Raw genomic sequence first — 15,889 nt, forward strand, 5'->3', positions numbered from 1 at the left:
CGATGGTAGCCTAGCCTGATGAAAAATTTTCGAATGAGGCAAACTACGCGGTCGTGGTAAGGATGTTGATCCGGGACTACTATCTTCACGTCGTCATTGATTTCACGCCGTGATTCCTCGTTCTGTACCGCCGATACCATGATTCTTGTTTTAAGCTCCTCGCTGCACCCCGATTCTCGCAGCCGCATTTTGGCCCGCGCTTGTGTTGAGAAACTTGAATCGCTTGGCGAGACGACGGAGCTGTTTGATCTGTCGCAGACAAAGTTGCCGGCGTGTGATGGAGCAACCGCTTATGGCGATCCGAATGTTGTTGCATTATCGAAATTGATCGGCGCAGCGGATGCGGTTTTGATCGCGTCGCCGGTTTACAACTACGACGTCAACGCGGCAGCGAAGAACGCGGTTGAGTTGACCGGCAAGGCTTGGACGGGCAAGGTCGTTGGCATGATGTTGGCCGCCGGTGGTCAGGGCAGCTACATGTCGGCGATGGGATTGGCGAACAGCCTGATGTTGGATTTTCGCTGTCACATTGTGCCGCGATTTATCTATGCCACGGGCGAATCATTCGAGGGCAACGACTTGGCGGATGAAAGCATCCAGGATCGCGTTGACACTTTGGTGACCGAAACGTTGCACCTGAGTACGGCGATCAAGGAAGGTTGAGGTAGGTTCGCAACGTCGCGTTTTTTTGGGTTAGAATGGGGAACGGCAAGTCCGCATTCCCCAGTTTGCAAAGAGAGAACCATGGATCGCGACGGAATCATTGAGCTTCTCAAACGCGGCCCCATCCGGGTTACCATGAATGATGGAAGCGAACATGTTATTCCGGCTTATGGCGATAGGGCCTTGGTCAGCAGCTTGTCGATTCATGTTCTGTATCAAGATGAATCAGATGGCAAGTGGCGGTTTCACATCCTGTCGCTGCTGGGAATGGTTCGCGCGGAGGAGCTTGAATCGGCCGCCTGAAGGTGAGAGCGACGTCGTCGGTCGCTGAGCTTGATTCGAAAGTAAAAAACGACCCGGTAAGGTTTCCCTCGCCGAGTCGTTTTTTTGTCGCGGTCACGTCTTAAGGTGATCAGTGAATCTTCGCTTCGTGTTCAAACTTTTGGGCTTTCGCCTTTCCAGTTTTACTAGCGAACGAAAACGGCACTGGCCTGAATGACGCGTCGCTTTTGTGTCAAGCTTGCACTTGGGTCAACAACGGGTGCTGGTGGCATTGGTGCAGCTTCGTATGAAGGTGCAGCCATTGGAGCAGCCATTGGTGCAGCCATAGGAGCCGATCCGCAACCGCAAGATGGTGCAGCAGGTGCACATCCGCAGCCGCTGTCGCAGCCCATGTCGCAACCGCTGTCGCAGCAACTGTTCTTGTTGCAACCGAGGTTGCCGAACAGCTTCTTCAACAGTTGGCCGTTGCCGATGTTGCAGCTTTTGCTGCAGCAGCTATCGCAGCCGCTGTCGCAGCCCATGTCGCATCCGCAAGCGGGTGCTTCACAGCCACAAGTTGGTGCTTCGCAGCCACAAGTTGGTGCTTCGCAGCAGCCGCTGCTGCGTCCGCCGAACATCTTGGCGTGATGAGCTTTCTTGCAAGCGAAAAACTTGCTAAGAAGTCCACCGCCACAGCTCTTTTGGCAACCGCTATCGCAGCCACCGTCACAGCCCATGTCGCATCCGCAAGCAGGTGCTTCGCAACCGCAAGCTGGTTCAGCAGCACAGCCACAGGCTGGTGCTTCGCAACCGCAAGCTGGTTCAGCAGCACAGCCGCAGGCTGGTGCTTCGCAGCCCATGTCGCAGCCGCAAGCAGGTGCTTCACAACCGCAAGCTGGTTCAGCAGCACAGCCACAAGCTGGTGCTTCGCAGCCGCAAGCTGGTTCGCAACTGTTGCAACCCTTGTTGCAGCCTAGTTTGCCAAGAAGTCCGCATCCGCTTTCGCATCCGCAACTTGGTTCGCTACAGCCGCAAGCTGGTGCTTCGCAACCGCATGCTGGTTCAGCACAGCCGCAAGCAGGTGCTTCGCAACCGCATGCTGGTTCTTCGCAGCACGATGGTGCTTCGCAGCCCATGTCGCAACCGCAAGCTGGTGCTTCGCAACCGCAAGCTGGTTCGCATGACGGCATTTCACATCCGCTGTCGCAACATTGTGTGTCGCAGCCACAGCCCTTAAGGCCGAGCATACGATCCAAAAGGTCAAATCCAAAGCTCTGAGTACTCAAAGTACATCCAAGAACCATGGTCAAAGTCATGATAGTACGCTTCATTGGAGCCACGTCTCCCTAATCTCTTTTTCGCAGGTAATTATTCGCCGCTTATCAAAGTCAAAAGTTGGAAGCGTTTTTTCACAAAGACAGTTTCGCAGAGATGCGTTCGTCGGACGAAGTCGCCGGCGAACGAACCTCTCTCATCAAACCTGACGAACACTTAACGAGCCGGGTGCGGACACCCAGCCCGCCGACTTCGTTCAATTCGTCAGATTTTGCTTCGTGATTGAACCGCTTCTCGATTCAAATTTGGTACTTGGCAAGACGTCAACATCCGGTGTCAACGCCTCTGATCACGTCCGTCGTTTACCCGTTTCACTGGCCACGAGCCAGCGTACTGCGGTAAGCGAGTCTGTAACGGTATCGACGTAGATTCCCGTCAGAACCAATGTTCCATGGCATTTTCGGCCTGTTGCTAAGCTTTACCGACTGGGCAAAAGCAGCCTGATTTTCCGGCGATTCCTGTTCGTCCGAACATGCACGTGGCGGATCCGACACGATCGGTATAAACTGCGTCGCTGGCGTCTTATTGATGTCGTGAAACTGAATTCACCCCGCTATCGGGCGGAACCCCAGTCGGCAAGTTTTTTCACAATCCCCGACGCCACCTAGTGCCCACCTTTGCCGCCATCGTCGTTTTTCCCTCGAAGAGTACTTCATTGATGAAACCGGCCTGCCATCTTTCGGCAACATTACTGCTGTTGAGTTCGCTCGCAATCACATTCGCCAGTCCTTCAAATGCGGATTGGCCGTACTGGCGTGGTCCAAGCTATGACGGAACCGCCAATGCGAGCGGCCTGGCCGAATCGTGGGATCCCAATGGTGACAAAGACGATGGCAATCTGCTTTGGAAACGAGAAGACATCGGTGGCCCCTGCACTCCGATCGTGATGGACGGTCGGTTGTTCACCATTCAACGCGACCAACCCAACACGCCAAACGAAGGCGAGAAAGTCGTCTGCTTGGATGCGGCGACCGGCGAAACGATCTGGGAGAACCGTTTCAACGTCTGGATGTCAGACGTTCCCGCCGAACGGATCGGGTGGAGCAGTGTTGTTGGCGATCCTGAAACCGGCAATCTATATGCACTGGGCTCGTGCGACTTATTCCAATGCATTGACAGCAAAACGGGAAAGACGTTGTGGAGCGTTCCACTGCACGAACAGTTTGGGATGCTCAGCACTTATGGTGGTCGAACCAATTTCCCAATCGTTCACGAAGACCTGGTGATCATCAGCGGGATCATCATTAACTACGGCGAAAAGGCAAAGCCCAACCATCGTTTGATTGCGATGGACAAAGAAAGCGGCGAAGTCCGCTGGTTCAGCGGTACTCGCGACCTGCCCTATGACACGACCTATTCCGCACCCAGCCTGGTCACGATCGACGGCCAGCGTCAATTGATCCTTGGCGCGGGCGACGGAGCGATCTGGGGATTCCAACCTCGCACCGGCCGGCCGCTTTGGCACTATGACCTATCCCGCCGCGGCATCTTTGCCACGCCGCTGGTGGTTGGCGACCAAGTGTTTGCCAGCCATAGCGAGGAAAATGTCGCTCCCGATGAGAATGTGATGGGCGGCGTTGTTGGGTTGAAGATTTCGGGTACCGGCAGCGATACCAAAGTCACCGAACAATGGAAACAGTTCGAGGTCGTATCGGGTTACAGCGAACCGGTGTTGGTCGATGGCAAACTGTATCTGGTCGATGATCGCTGCAAGATGTGGATCTTTGACGCGGAAACAGGCGAGCCGATTGTTGAGCGGAAGTCGTTCGTCGGCAGCCGACAACGGGCCGCGTTATTGCACGCCGATGGCAAGATCTATGTTTTGACTGAAAACGGACGTTGGGCGATTATCGAACCAACCGAAGACGGCTTTGACGTTCTCAGCAAAGGTCGCGTTCGTGACATGGGATTTGCCGGGTCGCCGATCGTGTCTGATGGACGGCTTTACTTTCCGGGTACCACGACGCTCTTCTGTGTTTCGACTGGTGATGGGAAAGGTGAACCAATCAACATCACCGAATCCATGGGCCAAGAAACGCCTGTCGCTGAGAACGAAACCGTCGATTGGGTGCAATTGGTTCCAACCGAATCGCTGATTCAGCCTGGCCAGAGTATTGAATTGAGTGTGTACGCTTTCAACTCAATCGGCCAAGCACTGCCTGATCCGACCGACGTTGAGTTTTCAGTCGAAGGCGCTGGAAAGATCGACGGAAACACCTTCACCGCTGATTCGGATGCCACCCATACCGCGGCCAAAATCACCGCGACGGTCGGCGAGATCTCGGGGACCGCTCGAGTACGTATCGTGCCTCCGTTGCCTTGGAAGTTTACGTTTGACGGTTTGAACGATCCGCCATTGTCTTGGGTGGGAGCTCGTTACCGGCATATCATTCGGCCTGTCGATGGTTCACCGGCACTGACCAAGATCACGACCATTCCCAAGGGAGCGAGAAGTCGAGCTTGGATGGGGCCAAGCGATTTGTCGCAGTACACGATCGCCGCCGATGTTCGCGGCAAACGCATGAGCCAACAGTTGGGCGATATCGGTTTGACCAACCAAGGTTATGTCTTGGACTTAATGGGCGAGAGCCAGCAATTGCAGATTCGCACTTGGTCGGCGCAGTTGCGAATGGCTCAAACGATCAAATTCCCGTGGCGTGAAGACACCTGGTATCGAATGAAGTTTCAATCTGAATTGGAAGGCGAAGGGGAATCCGCGGTGGCAGTTCTTCGTGGCAAGGTTTGGGAAAAAGACAAGCCCGAGCCCAAAGAGTGGACCATTACTGCACGTGACCAATCGCCCAACAAAGCGGCAAGCCCTGGGCTTTACGGAAACGCCAAGGTCGCCGAAATCTATTACGACAACATTGAAGTAACTAAGAACTAAACATCATGAAACGCAATGAACTCACAATTTGGGCGATGCTGATCACTTCATCAGTGGTAGGCAGCATCGTCGCGGCGGCTCTTCCTAATCCAGAGGCCAAATCAACCAGCAAGCAAGTCCAGCAGGCTGTCGAAGTCGGATCGGATGAGGCCTTCGCCAATCACACCTTGGTAACCACGCGATCAAAAACAAAGAGCGACGCTTCAAGTGGCGGGCGTTTTGCCGCGTCAAAGTCTTTTTAAAGATGACGACTCTTGCAACCTCGAAAAGCCGTAGTGGATCTTGTTAAAGATCCGCCCAGTAAAGATCCGCCCAGTGCCGTGGGATCAGTGCTGTGGGATCAGTGCAGTCGGATCTTTAACAAGATCCACTACCCATTGATCCGCCCCACGTAACAATCACACCGCGCAACAATCACACCGCAACCAATAAATACTCATGAAATCTATCAATCATAAACTGGAAAGGTTGAACCTGAACGCGGTTCTCTCTTTCATCGCGGCCGTCGTCTTCGTCTCGCTGATTTCGGGACACGCCAAAGCTGAATCGATCACGCCAACCACGCAAGTCGATGAGTATCAATCTCCCGAAGAAGTGACCAGCAGCGGTGGCGATTGGCCTCAGTGGGGCGGCACCCGGCTTCGCAACAATGTTCCTGGCGTGACCGGCTTGGTCCAAGAATGGAACATTGGAAAGTTCGATCGCCGAACCGGTGACTGGGATAAGAGCAAGGCGGAAAACGTCAATTGGTTCTCGCGACTCGGCAGCCAAACCTACGGCAACCCCGTGGTCGCCGGCGGACGTGTCTTTGTCGGTACCAACAACGGTTCGGGACACATGAAACGTTACCCCGCCGACGTTGACCTGGGATGCTTGTTGGCGTTCGACGAATCCAATGGTGATTTTTTGTGGCAACACAGCAGCGAGAAATTGATTACCGGTCGCGTCCACGATTGGCCGCTGCAAGGCATTTGTTGTGCGCCGTTGGTCGAAGGCGAACGAATGTGGTTTGTCACCAGTCGTGGCGAAGTCCGATGCTTGGACACAAATGGTTTCTACGACGATGAAGACGACGGCCCCGTCAAAGATGAACCTGCCAACGTTACATCGATCATGAACGCTGGCCCGGCTGCGGAGGCGCACGCAAAAACACTTGAAGCGCTCGCCGATGGAAAGCTTTCCGATGCGGCAAAGAAATCGCTTGCCGATGCAGGGGAAGCTGTCGAAGGCGATATCAAGATTGAAACAGTCACCGAGGGCAAGTCATGGAAAGCGACTGGCAACTTTGGCGGCGTCGATCGAACCATCGCGATCAAACAGATCGGTCCTCGCATCATGTTCATCAAGGCGTTGGGCGTATCGGACAAACGCGAAGCCGATGTCATTTGGATCTACGACATGATGGGGCCGGACATGGGCGTCAGCCAACACAACATGTGCGCTTGCAGCGTGACCAGTTACGGCGATCTGCTGTTTGTGACGACATCCAATGGACTCGACGAATCCCACATCAACCTGCCTGCTCCCGAAGCCCCCAGCTTCATTTGCATGAACAAAAACACTGGCGAAGTTTTGTGGCGGGATGCGTCACCGGGCCTGAACATCTTGCATGGTCAATGGTCCAGCCCAGCGGTCGGTGTTTTCGACGGAGTGCCGCAAGTGATTTTCCCAGGCGGCGACGGGATCCTGTACAGCTTTCGGGCTGACGAAGGAACCGACGGCAAGCCAGAGTTTCTGTGGAAGTTTGACTGCAACCCAAAGAAAACCATTTGGCGACTCGGCGGCGAAGGAACTCGCAACAACATCATCGCAACGCCGGTGATCTACGAAGGCCGAATTTACATCGCCGTTGGTCAGGACCCTGAACACGGTGAAGGCGAAGGCCACCTGTGGTGCATCGATCCGACCGGTCGCGGAGACATTTCGCCCACGCTGGCCCATCGATTCGAAGACGACAAACGCGTCATCATTCCTCATCGTCGGATTCAAGCCGTTTCGGAAAAGGATAATGAAACCGAAGACGACAATCCTAATTCGGGCGTCGTTTGGCACTACTCATTCTTTGACGCCGATGGTGATAACGACATCGCGTTCGAGGAAGAAATGCATCGCAGCATTGGAACCTGTGCCATCAAGGATGATGTTTTGTACATCGCCGACTTTTCGGGACTGCTACACTGTTTAGATGCAAAGGGCACCCCGGACCGCAAACCGATTGTCCACTTCACCTACGATATGCTGGCCCAAAGCTGGGGCAGCCCGTTGATCGCCGACGGACACGTTTACATTGGTGACGAAGACGGTGATGTTGCGATTTTTGAATTCGGAGCCGACAATAAGGAACCGATCGAAGAGATCAACATGGGCAGCAGCGTTTACAGCACCCCAGTCGCGGCAAACAAAACGATCTTTATCAGCACCAAAGACAAGTTGTTCTCGATCGGCAAGTAAGTCGACTCGTTCCCAGGCTCCGCCTGGGAACGCACTGTCTTGGAGGCTCCGCCTCCCCACACTCTCAAAAATCCGACATTCAACACTCACCAACCCTTATTCGTTGGGATTAAACACCATGACCAAGACACTCCTCGACTGCGGAAATTGCGGTCCCGACTTCAATTCGATTCGCCAAATGGTCAAATCAAAATTCGGAGCCTCGGTCGTTCAGTCCCATGGTGCCGAAGACACGCTGGCGATGTTGCGCGAAAAGAAGATCGATCTGGTGACGGTCAACCGCAAGCTGGATCGTGATTACACCGATGGACTTGAAGTCATCAAAGCGATCAAGTCAGACCCCGAAGTCGGTTCGGTTCCCGTCATGTTGGTGACCAATTACGACGAACACCAAGAAACAGCCATCGAAGCTGGTTGCGTTCGCGGATTCGGAAAGCTGTCGATCGGCGACGAAGAAACTCGCTTGCTGCTTGAACCCTTCCTGGGAAAAGATTCAGCGAATGCAGCGACCGACAGTGACCCAGTAACAGCGTCCAGCGACCAACAGTCGTGATCTACCTGATCGGGATTGTGATCGCGTTGGCCGTCGGTTGCCTGTTCGGAATCCAGCCCAGTGTCAACGCGAACCTTGGATCAGCCGTCCAGCATCCGCTGCAAGCTGCCCTAATTTCGTTTGGCAGTGGAACGCTGATTATCGCATTTTGTTGCATGGCGACTGGCAATTTCCCACCGCGTTTTACGACGACGCCTTCCCAGATTCCCGTTTGGATGTGGATGGGCGGGACCATTGGTGCTGTCGTGGTGACTAGCTCACTGATCATCGTGCCCCGAATGGGATCTTTACCCTGGTTTGCAGCGATGATCACGGGGCAAGTCATTGCCGCAACGGTCTTGGACCATTTCGGATGGCTGGGCAATCCTCGCGTGACGGCGTCACCGACGCGATTGATTGGCGCGGGGCTATTATTGGCCGGTTTGCTAGTTATTGTGGGTGCAAAGTGGTCTGACGCGGGCTCGCAAGAGGAGCCTCAACCGGGTTTCGCAGCCAAAAACAGCCCTCGAATCGACTGAAACCGCGGCAAACAGGGCCTAGGACGGTTGAGGCAAAATTTGCGGGCCTCTATTTTAGGGTCCGATCCCGATTTTCAGGGACCGCGGACAGCATCCCAAGTTTTCGACGGCACATGAAATACCGCCAACTCGACACGATCAAATCAATTCAGCCCGGCAAATCGCTTACGGGCACTCGAACATTGCGCGCCGACGAAGAACACTTGCTCGACCACTTCCCGCGTTTTCCCGTCATGCCCGGCGTCATGATGTTGGAAGCCCTGCACCAGGCTGCAATTTGGCTGGTACGATCAGGCGATAACTTCCAAACCCCATTGGTGCTGCTTCGCGAGGTCCGAAGCGTTAAGTTTGGCGAATTCCTCGCACCCGGCGAAACGCTCGATATCACTGCCGAGACCATCAAAACCGACGGTGACTTCACGACAATCAAAGCGTCAGCCAAGAAAGGCGACAAAGTAACCGTCTCAGCACGCTTGATTATCGAAAAATGCAAGACAGGCGACTGCGATCGAATCGGCACCGACGAAGAGGTTCGGCGATGCACCGAAGAACAATTCCAAGAACTCTTTGGCGATGATGCAGTGAATCTGGTCAAGGATTCCATGCAGACAACCTAGTCGCCTTGCAGCCAACCTAGCCACTGTGCGAAATTAACCGCTCAAAACTAAGCAGCGCGAAACTCAACGGCGAAATCCAACCCAACACTTCACTCGATCACTTTCTAACGAATCCAGTAAGGAAATCACTCACGATGGCGTTATCAGCAGACGAAATTTACGCAAAGGTCCAAGAAGCTCTCGAAGATGCTCTTGGCGTTGACAATGACGAAGTCACCAAAGAAGCCACCTTGGTGGGCGATTTGGGCGCAGAGTCAATCGACTTTTTGGACATCGTTTTCAAGCTCGAAAAAATGTTCGATATCACGATCCCACGCGAAGAACTCTCACCCGAAGACATCCTGACCAACGCTCAATACGTGCAAGACGGGTCGGTCACCGGCGAAGGCATGGCCGAACTGAAACGCCGAATGCCATGGGCTGACCTCAGCGAATTTGAAAAGAGCCCACGCGTTCAAGATTTCGGAAACTTGTTGACCGTTGGCGATCTCTGCAACTACGTCGAATCGAAGGTTGGCTAGTCGCGATGCGATGGTTTTGGGTGGATCGGTTTACTGAGTTCGTAAGCGGCTCTCATGTCTGCGGGATTAAAAATATCGCGTTGGCTGAAGAGGCGGTTGATAAGTATTGCCCCGGTTTCCCGATGCTTCCGCCGACGTTGATCATTGAAGGCATGGCACAACTTGGCGGCATCATGGTCGCCGAACATTTTGGTTTTGAAAAACGAGTCGTGCTTGCCAAAGTCGGCAGTGCAAAGTTCCATGCACCGGCTCGAACCGGTGACCAACTTCATTACCGTGTGGATGTCGATGCGATCGGCGATCAAGGTGCCACGGTGACCTGCGTCAGTCATTGCGATGATCAATTGCAAGCCGAAGTCCAGATGATGTTTGCGTTTTTAGAACCAGGTGACGATCGCTTTACCGATGGCCCGCTCTTCGAGCCAGGCGATCTTGAATCAATGCTTCGAATGATGAACTTCTTCCATGTCGCCGTCGATGCTGACGGTGAACCTGTACCAATCTACGAAAATCTCTAACATCGGTTCTCCTCACATGCGTCGTCGCGTTGTCGTCACTGGCATTGGCATGATCAACCCCATGGGGCACGATGCCGAAACCGTCTGGTCTGGACTCAAAGAAGGCAAAAGCGGCGTCGCAAAAACAACGCTGTTCGACGCCAGCGGCTTCCCCACCAAAATCAGCGCCGAAGTCAAAGGCTGGGACATCACCGATGCAGGTGAGCCCGCTGAAAAATGGCAAAACCGCGGACGTCACACCAAGTTTGCCATCGGTGCTGGCAAGCAAGCCGTCCTGGACAGCGGCGTGGTCGATAGCCTGCAAGACCCGACTCGCTTTGGTGTCTATCTGGGCAGCGGCGAAGGCAACCAAGATTTTGCAACATTTAGCAAGATGATGGCAGCCGCATTGGCAAGCGGCGAATATGACGCGTCCAGGTTTATTGCTGCCGGTTTGGAATTGCTCGATCCCGCAAAAGAACTTGAACAAGAACCCAACATGCCCGCCGCCCACTTGGCGACCATGTTCAACGCCCAAGGTCCAAACCTAAACTGCCTGACCGCCTGCGCCGCCAGCAGCCAAGCGATCGGCGAAGCCACCGAAATCATTCGCCGCAGCGACGCCGACGTGATGCTGGCCGGCGGAACCCACAGCATGATTCACCCCTTCGGCGTGACCGGATTCAACTTGCTGACCGCACTTAGCGAAAGCAACGACGAACCCACCAAAGCATCACGCCCATTCGATCGACTTCGCAACGGCTTTGTCCTGGGCGAAGGATCGGCAATGGTCATTTTGGAAGAACTGGAATCAGCCAAGGCTCGTGGAGCAAAAATCTACGGCGAGATCGCGGGCTACGGTACCACCGCCGACGCGTATCGAATCACCGATATTCCACCCGACGGCCATGGCGGAATCGCGGCGATGCGAATGTCGATCGCCGATGCGGGATTGAATCCGTCGGACATCGACTACGTCAACGCGCACGGAACCAGCACGACGGTCAACGACAAAGTCGAATCGCTGGCGTGCCGAGAAGTTTTTGGGGAAGATGCTGCCAAGACTCCCGTCAGTAGCACGAAGAGCATGATGGGGCACTTGATCGCAGCGGCGGGCGTCACCGAAATGATCGTCTGTTTAATGGCGATGCGAGATTCAGTGCTGCCGCCGACAATCAATTACGAAAACCCAGACCCGCTTTGCGACCTCGATTACGTTCCCAACGTGGCCCGCGAAGCTCCGATCAAATACGCACTCAACAATAGCTTCGGCTTCGGCGGACAAAACGTCACGCTGTGCCTGTCGCGATTCGAGTAAGCATTGATCCCTCCAATGGCACTCGTGTGTAGGCCGGAACAAGCTTAGCGCAGCTCCGGCAATTGCAAAGTAGTGCATTGGATTGCCGGAACTGCGCTAAGCTTGTTCCGGCCTACGTCAATTCACGAGACGTTCCACAAACGACGACCCGCCGAACAAAGGTTCGATTTCATGTCCAGTTTTACCGACGCTGAAATCGCAGCCTTCTTGGATGAAGCACTCGCACCTGCCCGCAGCGCTGAATTTGAATCAGCACTTCGCGACGACGAACAACTCCGCCAACGCTTGATCTCAGTCCGCGGACGCGAAACCGCGGGACTTCACACCGTCGGCGCAATCTGGCGACGCCGAAGATTGTCATGCCCTAATCGAACCCAACTCGGACAATTCGTTTTGGGCACGCTCGATGAAGACCACGCCGACTACATCCAATTTCACATCCAAGAAATCGGTTGCCGCTACTGCGAAGCCAACCTAGCCGACCTGCAAGCCGCCAGTCAAAAAACGCAGCAATCGACCCAGCGACGACAACGTTACTTCCAAACCAGCGCCGGTTATCTGAAACGTTAGGCCACTTTGCGGCAACGCAAAAAACCGACTTGATAAGGCTCATCCGACAGAAGCGTGCGTCAAGGTTCGTTGAGGACTTTCCAGGCCGAAGGTGGGTTTCTTAGCGGAACTCAATGTCGAACACGAACAAGGAATCTCGAATGTTGAACTGTTTGTTCGCACATGTCCCGGACTTCCTCATTGAAAACTCCTTGTTCGACATTCGATGTTCTCCAACGGTCCACACAGCCTTCGGCAATAAGTTGGTCGCTAAAAACAACCATCTTTCGACACTTCTCAGTGAACGCCACCAATCAAACGCTCGAGCGTGTGTAGGCCGGAACAAGCCGCTTCGGCGCAGTTCCGGCAAGTGCATGGTACGGCGTTGGATCGCCGACGAGCAAAAAGGTGTCAGGTACCAATTTGGCTGTCTAGGCAAGCTGTTGGTCGATCGTTAGTTTCTGTGATATTGAAAACACTTCACTAAGAGCGACGACATGGGGCGACCAAAGAGAGCCGACGAAGCAGGTTGCATTTATCACATGCTCAATCGGGCAAATCGTCGCGATGAGATCTTTGAGAAGGAAGCTGACTACGAAGCGTTTGAGAGAGTTCTTATTGAAGCGGTATCACGCTACGAGGTTGAACTATTTTCGTATTGTTTGATGCCCAATCATTGGCACCTTTGCGTCCGCCCAGGTGTTGACGGTGAAATGTCGCGGTTCGCTCAGTGGCTCACCCTGACCCACACTCAGCGATACAATGCTCACCACAAAACGGTCGGCCATGGGCATCTCTACCAGGGACGCTACAAGTCGTTTCCTGTTCAGGATGATGAGCATTTCCTAACAGTCTGCCGCTATGTTGAGCGAAACGCGTTCACAGCCGAACTTTGTCAGGCACCCGAACAATGGCGATACGGAAGTCTTCATCGGTGGAAACATGGGACTACCAAAGAAAAGAAAATGCTTGCACCGTGGCCGATCACCCGCCACCGAAACTGGGTCGATGTGGTCACGATGGCTTTGTCTGATAACGAGTTGAAACGCCTCCGTTGGTCCAGGCAAAGGGGGTGCCCTTTTGGTGAAGAAACTTGGGTCGAATCGGTCGCGCGGCGTTTTGACCTCGAGATGACAATGCGACCGCGAGGCAGACCAAGGAAGTTTCCAAATGCAGACAAAACCACCTAAACCTCCAATTCGGTACCTGACACCTTAATCCGGCTCCCGATTTCATGTCCAGTTTTACCGACGCTGAAATCGCAGCCTTCTTGGATGAAGCACTCGCACCTGCCCGCAGCGCTGAATTTGAATCAGCACTTCGCGACGACGAACAACTCCGCCAACGCTTGATCTCAGTCCGCGGACGCGAAACCGCGGGACTTCACACCGTCGGTGCAATCTGGCGACGCCGAAGATTGTCATGCCCTAATCGAACCCAACTCGGACAATTCGTTTTGGGCACGCTCGATGAAGACCACACCGAATACATCCAATTTCACATCCAAGAAATCGGTTGCCGCTACTGCGAAGCCAACCTAGCCGACCTGCAAGCCGCCAGTCAAAAAACGCAGCAATCGACCCAGCGACGACAACGTTACTTCCAAACCAGCGCCGGTTATCTGAAACGTTAGGTCACTTTGCGGTAACACAAAAAACCGACTTGATAGGGCTCATCCGACAGAAGCGTGCGTCAAGGTTCGTTGAGGACTTTCCAGGCCGAAGGTGGGTTTCTCAGCGGAACTCAATGTCGAACACGAACAAGGAATCTCGAATGTTGAACTGTTTGTTCGCACATGTCCCGGACTTCCTCATTGAAAACTCCTTGTTCGACATTCGATGTTCTCCAACGGTCCACACAGCCTTCGGCAATAAGTTGGTCGCTAAAAACAACCATCTTTCGACACTTCTCAGTGAACGCCACCAATCAAACGCTCGAGCGTGTGTAGGCCGGAACAAGCCGCTTCGGCGCAGTTCCGGCAAGTGCATGGTACGGCGTTGGATCGCCGACGAGCAAAAAGGTGTCAGGTACCAATTTGGCTGTCTAGGCAAGCTGTTGGTCGATCGTTAGTTTCTGTGATATTGAAAACACTTCACTAAGAGCGACGACATGGGGCGACCAAAGAGAGCCGACGAAGCAGGTTGCATTTATCACATGCTCAATCGGGCAAATCGTCGCGATGAGATCTTTGAGAAGGAAGCTGACTACGAAGCGTTTGAGAGAGTTCTTATTGAAGCGGTATCACGCTACGAGGTTGAACTATTTTCGTATTGTTTGATGCCCAATCATTGGCACCTTTGCGTCCGCCCAGGTGTTGACGGTGAAATGTCGCGGTTCGCTCAGTGGCTCACCCTGACCCACACTCAGGGGTTAGAAAAGGGACAGGCATAAACTGATCTTGCTGCCCGAACGCGTTTTCGCTTATTTTTGCTTAATCGGAATTCTGCAATCCCCATTAAGAGGCTGCTGCCATGCCTAGGCTTGCTCGTGGCGAGATCATTGATCCCGCTGAAATCCAGGTCGTTCACTGTATTCAGCGTTGCGTTCGCCGTGCATTTCTGTGCGGCGAAGATCCTCTGACCGGTCAATCCTTTGAGCACCGACGAAAGTGGATTCGGCAAAGACTGGAGTTTTTGGCCAGTGTTTTTGCGATTGATTGCCTTACTTACACGGTAATGCACAATCACATCCATTTAGTTCTCAGAAGCCGGCCGGACGTTTTAGGAACCTGGAGCGACGAGGAAGTTGCCCGGCGCTGGTTGCGACTGTTTCCCAAGCGGCGTGACAAAGATGGCTCGCCCGCTGAACCGACGGCACCCGAAATTAACATGATTGTCAATGATCCTGATCGACTTGCCGAGCGACGCCGACGCTTGAGCGACTTGAGTTGGTGGATGCGATGCACGGCTGAAAATATTGCTCGGCGAAGCAACGCAGAAGACGAAGTGACGGGTCATTTCTGGGAAGGTCGCTACAAGGCGACAGTGTTGCTCGACGAAGCATCACTTTTGGCTTGTTCTGCTTATGTCGATTTGAACCCGGTCCGGGCAGCCATTGCTGAAACTCCTGAGTCAAGTGATTACACCGGTGCAAAGGACCGGCTCGACGATTTGGCTCAGCGTGAGGACCGTACTCGCATGAGCACTCACGATTGGGAACGCAGCCGGCGACGACACAAGAGCGGTTGGCTCAGTCCGATCGAGATCAATGAGCGTGATGATGCGATCGGTGCCGATACCGATAGCGGCGGTCGTCGGGCCAGCAAAAAGGGATTTCTTTCCATCTCGATGTTGAACTATTTGGAGTTGCTTGATTGGACAGGGCGACAAGTCCATCAAGAAAAGGTCGGTACGATCCCCTCGCATCTCGCTCCGATCCTATCGAGGATCGGATTGGACAGCCATGCTTGGTGTGACCTGATAAAGCGGTTTGGCCGTACTTTCAAGCGCGCAGCAGGAACGGCGGAAAGTCTCTGCGACGAAGCTTCTCGCCGAAGCCAAGGATGGTTGTGCAGTCCGGGCAATCCGCTTCAATCGAGCGGTTAGCCCCAACGCCGTGAAGGGTTTCTGAATCGTTTAACCGCGTGGGCATCGCCTGGGCTGACGAAAATGTTTGCGTGGAGGGAAACTGGACGACTTTGGGGGTTTGTGGCTGACCGGCCTCGGTGTTGATTGCAAATTGCAAAATGAACACTGAAAAATGTAAATTGACCAGCGAAT

At 53.9% G+C, this 15,889-nt stretch carries 18 protein-coding genes; all 18 read left to right on the plus strand.

Annotated elements, in window-relative coordinates; translation table 11 throughout:
* The first annotated feature begins 138 nt into the window (after nucleotides 1–138).
* The 18 genes from RC85_RS10970 to RC85_RS11065 all read left to right on the plus strand — a co-directional run bounded on the left by RC85_RS10970 (nucleotide 139) and on the right by RC85_RS11065 (nucleotide 15,715).
* A complete protein-coding gene (locus tag RC85_RS10970; RefSeq protein ID WP_068262385.1) occupies nucleotides 139–663 on the plus strand; it encodes an NADPH-dependent FMN reductase in 525 nt (174 codons plus the stop codon).
* 81 nt (nucleotides 664–744) lie between these two features.
* Nucleotides 745–966: a hypothetical protein gene (locus RC85_RS10975; protein ID WP_068262387.1), complete on the plus strand. Its 222-nt coding sequence runs from the start codon at nucleotides 745–747 to the stop codon at nucleotides 964–966.
* A 192-nt stretch (nucleotides 967–1,158) separates the two neighbouring features.
* Nucleotides 1,159–1,572 (plus strand): hypothetical protein, encoded by a 414-nt coding sequence (locus RC85_RS26795; RefSeq protein WP_068262389.1) that lies wholly within the window; start codon nucleotides 1,159–1,161, stop codon nucleotides 1,570–1,572.
* 106 nt (nucleotides 1,573–1,678) lie between these two features.
* Nucleotides 1,679–2,161, plus strand: coding sequence for a hypothetical protein (locus tag RC85_RS26800; RefSeq protein ID WP_068262391.1), 483 nt, complete (start codon nucleotides 1,679–1,681; stop codon nucleotides 2,159–2,161).
* 756 nt (nucleotides 2,162–2,917) lie between these two features.
* On the plus strand, nucleotides 2,918–5,146 hold the full coding sequence (locus RC85_RS10990; protein ID WP_068262430.1) for an outer membrane protein assembly factor BamB family protein: 2,229 nt from the start codon (nucleotides 2,918–2,920) through the stop codon (nucleotides 5,144–5,146).
* Nucleotides 5,147–5,151: 5 nt separating this feature from the next.
* The gene (locus tag RC85_RS10995; RefSeq protein WP_068262393.1) at nucleotides 5,152–5,388 is read left to right on the plus strand and encodes a hypothetical protein; all 237 of its coding nucleotides are present in this window, start codon (nucleotides 5,152–5,154) and stop codon (nucleotides 5,386–5,388) included.
* 196 nt (nucleotides 5,389–5,584) lie between these two features.
* Nucleotides 5,585–7,597, plus strand: coding sequence for a PQQ-binding-like beta-propeller repeat protein (locus tag RC85_RS11000; protein WP_068262395.1), 2,013 nt, complete (start codon nucleotides 5,585–5,587; stop codon nucleotides 7,595–7,597).
* Between the two features lie 118 nt (nucleotides 7,598–7,715).
* Entirely contained in the window at nucleotides 7,716–8,150 is a 435-nt protein-coding gene (locus tag RC85_RS11005; protein WP_084422564.1) for a response regulator, read from the plus strand.
* Nucleotides 8,147–8,668: a DMT family transporter gene (locus tag RC85_RS11010; protein ID WP_068262396.1), complete on the plus strand. Its 522-nt coding sequence runs from the start codon at nucleotides 8,147–8,149 to the stop codon at nucleotides 8,666–8,668. The genes RC85_RS11005 and RC85_RS11010 overlap by 4 nt, the downstream gene beginning before the upstream one ends.
* 113 nt (nucleotides 8,669–8,781) lie before the next feature.
* On the plus strand, nucleotides 8,782–9,285 hold the full coding sequence (locus RC85_RS11015) for a 3-hydroxyacyl-ACP dehydratase FabZ family protein (RefSeq protein ID WP_068262402.1): 504 nt from the start codon (nucleotides 8,782–8,784) through the stop codon (nucleotides 9,283–9,285).
* Nucleotides 9,286–9,419: 134 nt separating this feature from the next.
* Nucleotides 9,420–9,806: an acyl carrier protein gene (locus RC85_RS11020; RefSeq protein ID WP_068262404.1), complete on the plus strand. Its 387-nt coding sequence runs from the start codon at nucleotides 9,420–9,422 to the stop codon at nucleotides 9,804–9,806.
* A 5-nt stretch (nucleotides 9,807–9,811) separates the two neighbouring features.
* On the plus strand, nucleotides 9,812–10,324 hold the full coding sequence (locus tag RC85_RS11025; RefSeq protein ID WP_068262407.1) for a 3-hydroxyacyl-ACP dehydratase FabZ family protein: 513 nt from the start codon (nucleotides 9,812–9,814) through the stop codon (nucleotides 10,322–10,324).
* A 16-nt stretch (nucleotides 10,325–10,340) separates the two neighbouring features.
* On the plus strand, nucleotides 10,341–11,621 hold the full coding sequence (locus RC85_RS11030) for a beta-ketoacyl-[acyl-carrier-protein] synthase family protein (RefSeq protein WP_068262413.1): 1,281 nt from the start codon (nucleotides 10,341–10,343) through the stop codon (nucleotides 11,619–11,621).
* A 171-nt stretch (nucleotides 11,622–11,792) separates the two neighbouring features.
* On the plus strand, nucleotides 11,793–12,191 hold the full coding sequence (locus tag RC85_RS11035) for a hypothetical protein (RefSeq protein ID WP_068262433.1): 399 nt from the start codon (nucleotides 11,793–11,795) through the stop codon (nucleotides 12,189–12,191).
* A gap of 476 nt (nucleotides 12,192–12,667) precedes the next feature.
* Nucleotides 12,668–13,360 (plus strand): transposase, encoded by a 693-nt coding sequence (locus RC85_RS11045; RefSeq protein ID WP_068262418.1) that lies wholly within the window; start codon nucleotides 12,668–12,670, stop codon nucleotides 13,358–13,360.
* A gap of 44 nt (nucleotides 13,361–13,404) precedes the next feature.
* The gene (locus RC85_RS11050) at nucleotides 13,405–13,803 is read left to right on the plus strand and encodes a hypothetical protein (RefSeq protein ID WP_068262421.1); all 399 of its coding nucleotides are present in this window, start codon (nucleotides 13,405–13,407) and stop codon (nucleotides 13,801–13,803) included.
* A 476-nt stretch (nucleotides 13,804–14,279) separates the two neighbouring features.
* Nucleotides 14,280–14,561 (plus strand): transposase, encoded by a 282-nt coding sequence (locus tag RC85_RS11060; protein WP_235033329.1) that lies wholly within the window; start codon nucleotides 14,280–14,282, stop codon nucleotides 14,559–14,561.
* Nucleotides 14,562–14,641: 80 nt separating this feature from the next.
* Nucleotides 14,642–15,715 (plus strand): transposase, encoded by a 1,074-nt coding sequence (locus RC85_RS11065; protein ID WP_068262424.1) that lies wholly within the window; start codon nucleotides 14,642–14,644, stop codon nucleotides 15,713–15,715.
* The last annotated feature ends 174 nt before the right edge of the window (nucleotides 15,716–15,889 follow it).

It is taken from the genome of Rubripirellula obstinata, from assembly GCF_001642955.1.
GTDB classification, from domain to species: domain Bacteria; phylum Planctomycetota; class Planctomycetia; order Pirellulales; family Pirellulaceae; genus Rubripirellula; species Rubripirellula obstinata.

Coding starts and splice junctions, on each gene's coding strand:
- RC85_RS11005 (WP_084422564.1), top strand. CDS start 7,716: ATGACCAAGACACTCCTCGACTGCGGAAATTGCGGTCCCGACTTCAAT.
- RC85_RS11050 (WP_068262421.1), top strand. CDS start 13,405: ATGTCCAGTTTTACCGACGCTGAAATCGCAGCCTTCTTGGATGAAGCA.
- RC85_RS10990 (WP_068262430.1), top strand. CDS start 2,918: ATGAAACCGGCCTGCCATCTTTCGGCAACATTACTGCTGTTGAGTTCG.
- RC85_RS11045 (WP_068262418.1), top strand. CDS start 12,668: ATGGGGCGACCAAAGAGAGCCGACGAAGCAGGTTGCATTTATCACATG.
- RC85_RS10975 (WP_068262387.1), top strand. CDS start 745: ATGGATCGCGACGGAATCATTGAGCTTCTCAAACGCGGCCCCATCCGG.
- RC85_RS10970 (WP_068262385.1), top strand. CDS start 139: ATGATTCTTGTTTTAAGCTCCTCGCTGCACCCCGATTCTCGCAGCCGC.
- RC85_RS11030 (WP_068262413.1), top strand. CDS start 10,341: ATGCGTCGTCGCGTTGTCGTCACTGGCATTGGCATGATCAACCCCATG.
- RC85_RS10995 (WP_068262393.1), top strand. CDS start 5,152: ATGAAACGCAATGAACTCACAATTTGGGCGATGCTGATCACTTCATCA.
- RC85_RS11015 (WP_068262402.1), top strand. CDS start 8,782: ATGAAATACCGCCAACTCGACACGATCAAATCAATTCAGCCCGGCAAA.
- RC85_RS11065 (WP_068262424.1), top strand. CDS start 14,642: ATGCCTAGGCTTGCTCGTGGCGAGATCATTGATCCCGCTGAAATCCAG.
- RC85_RS11025 (WP_068262407.1), top strand. CDS start 9,812: ATGCGATGGTTTTGGGTGGATCGGTTTACTGAGTTCGTAAGCGGCTCT.
- RC85_RS11035 (WP_068262433.1), top strand. CDS start 11,793: ATGTCCAGTTTTACCGACGCTGAAATCGCAGCCTTCTTGGATGAAGCA.
- RC85_RS11060 (WP_235033329.1), top strand. CDS start 14,280: ATGGGGCGACCAAAGAGAGCCGACGAAGCAGGTTGCATTTATCACATG.
- RC85_RS11020 (WP_068262404.1), top strand. CDS start 9,420: ATGGCGTTATCAGCAGACGAAATTTACGCAAAGGTCCAAGAAGCTCTC.
- RC85_RS26795 (WP_068262389.1), top strand. CDS start 1,159: ATGACGCGTCGCTTTTGTGTCAAGCTTGCACTTGGGTCAACAACGGGT.
- RC85_RS11000 (WP_068262395.1), top strand. CDS start 5,585: ATGAAATCTATCAATCATAAACTGGAAAGGTTGAACCTGAACGCGGTT.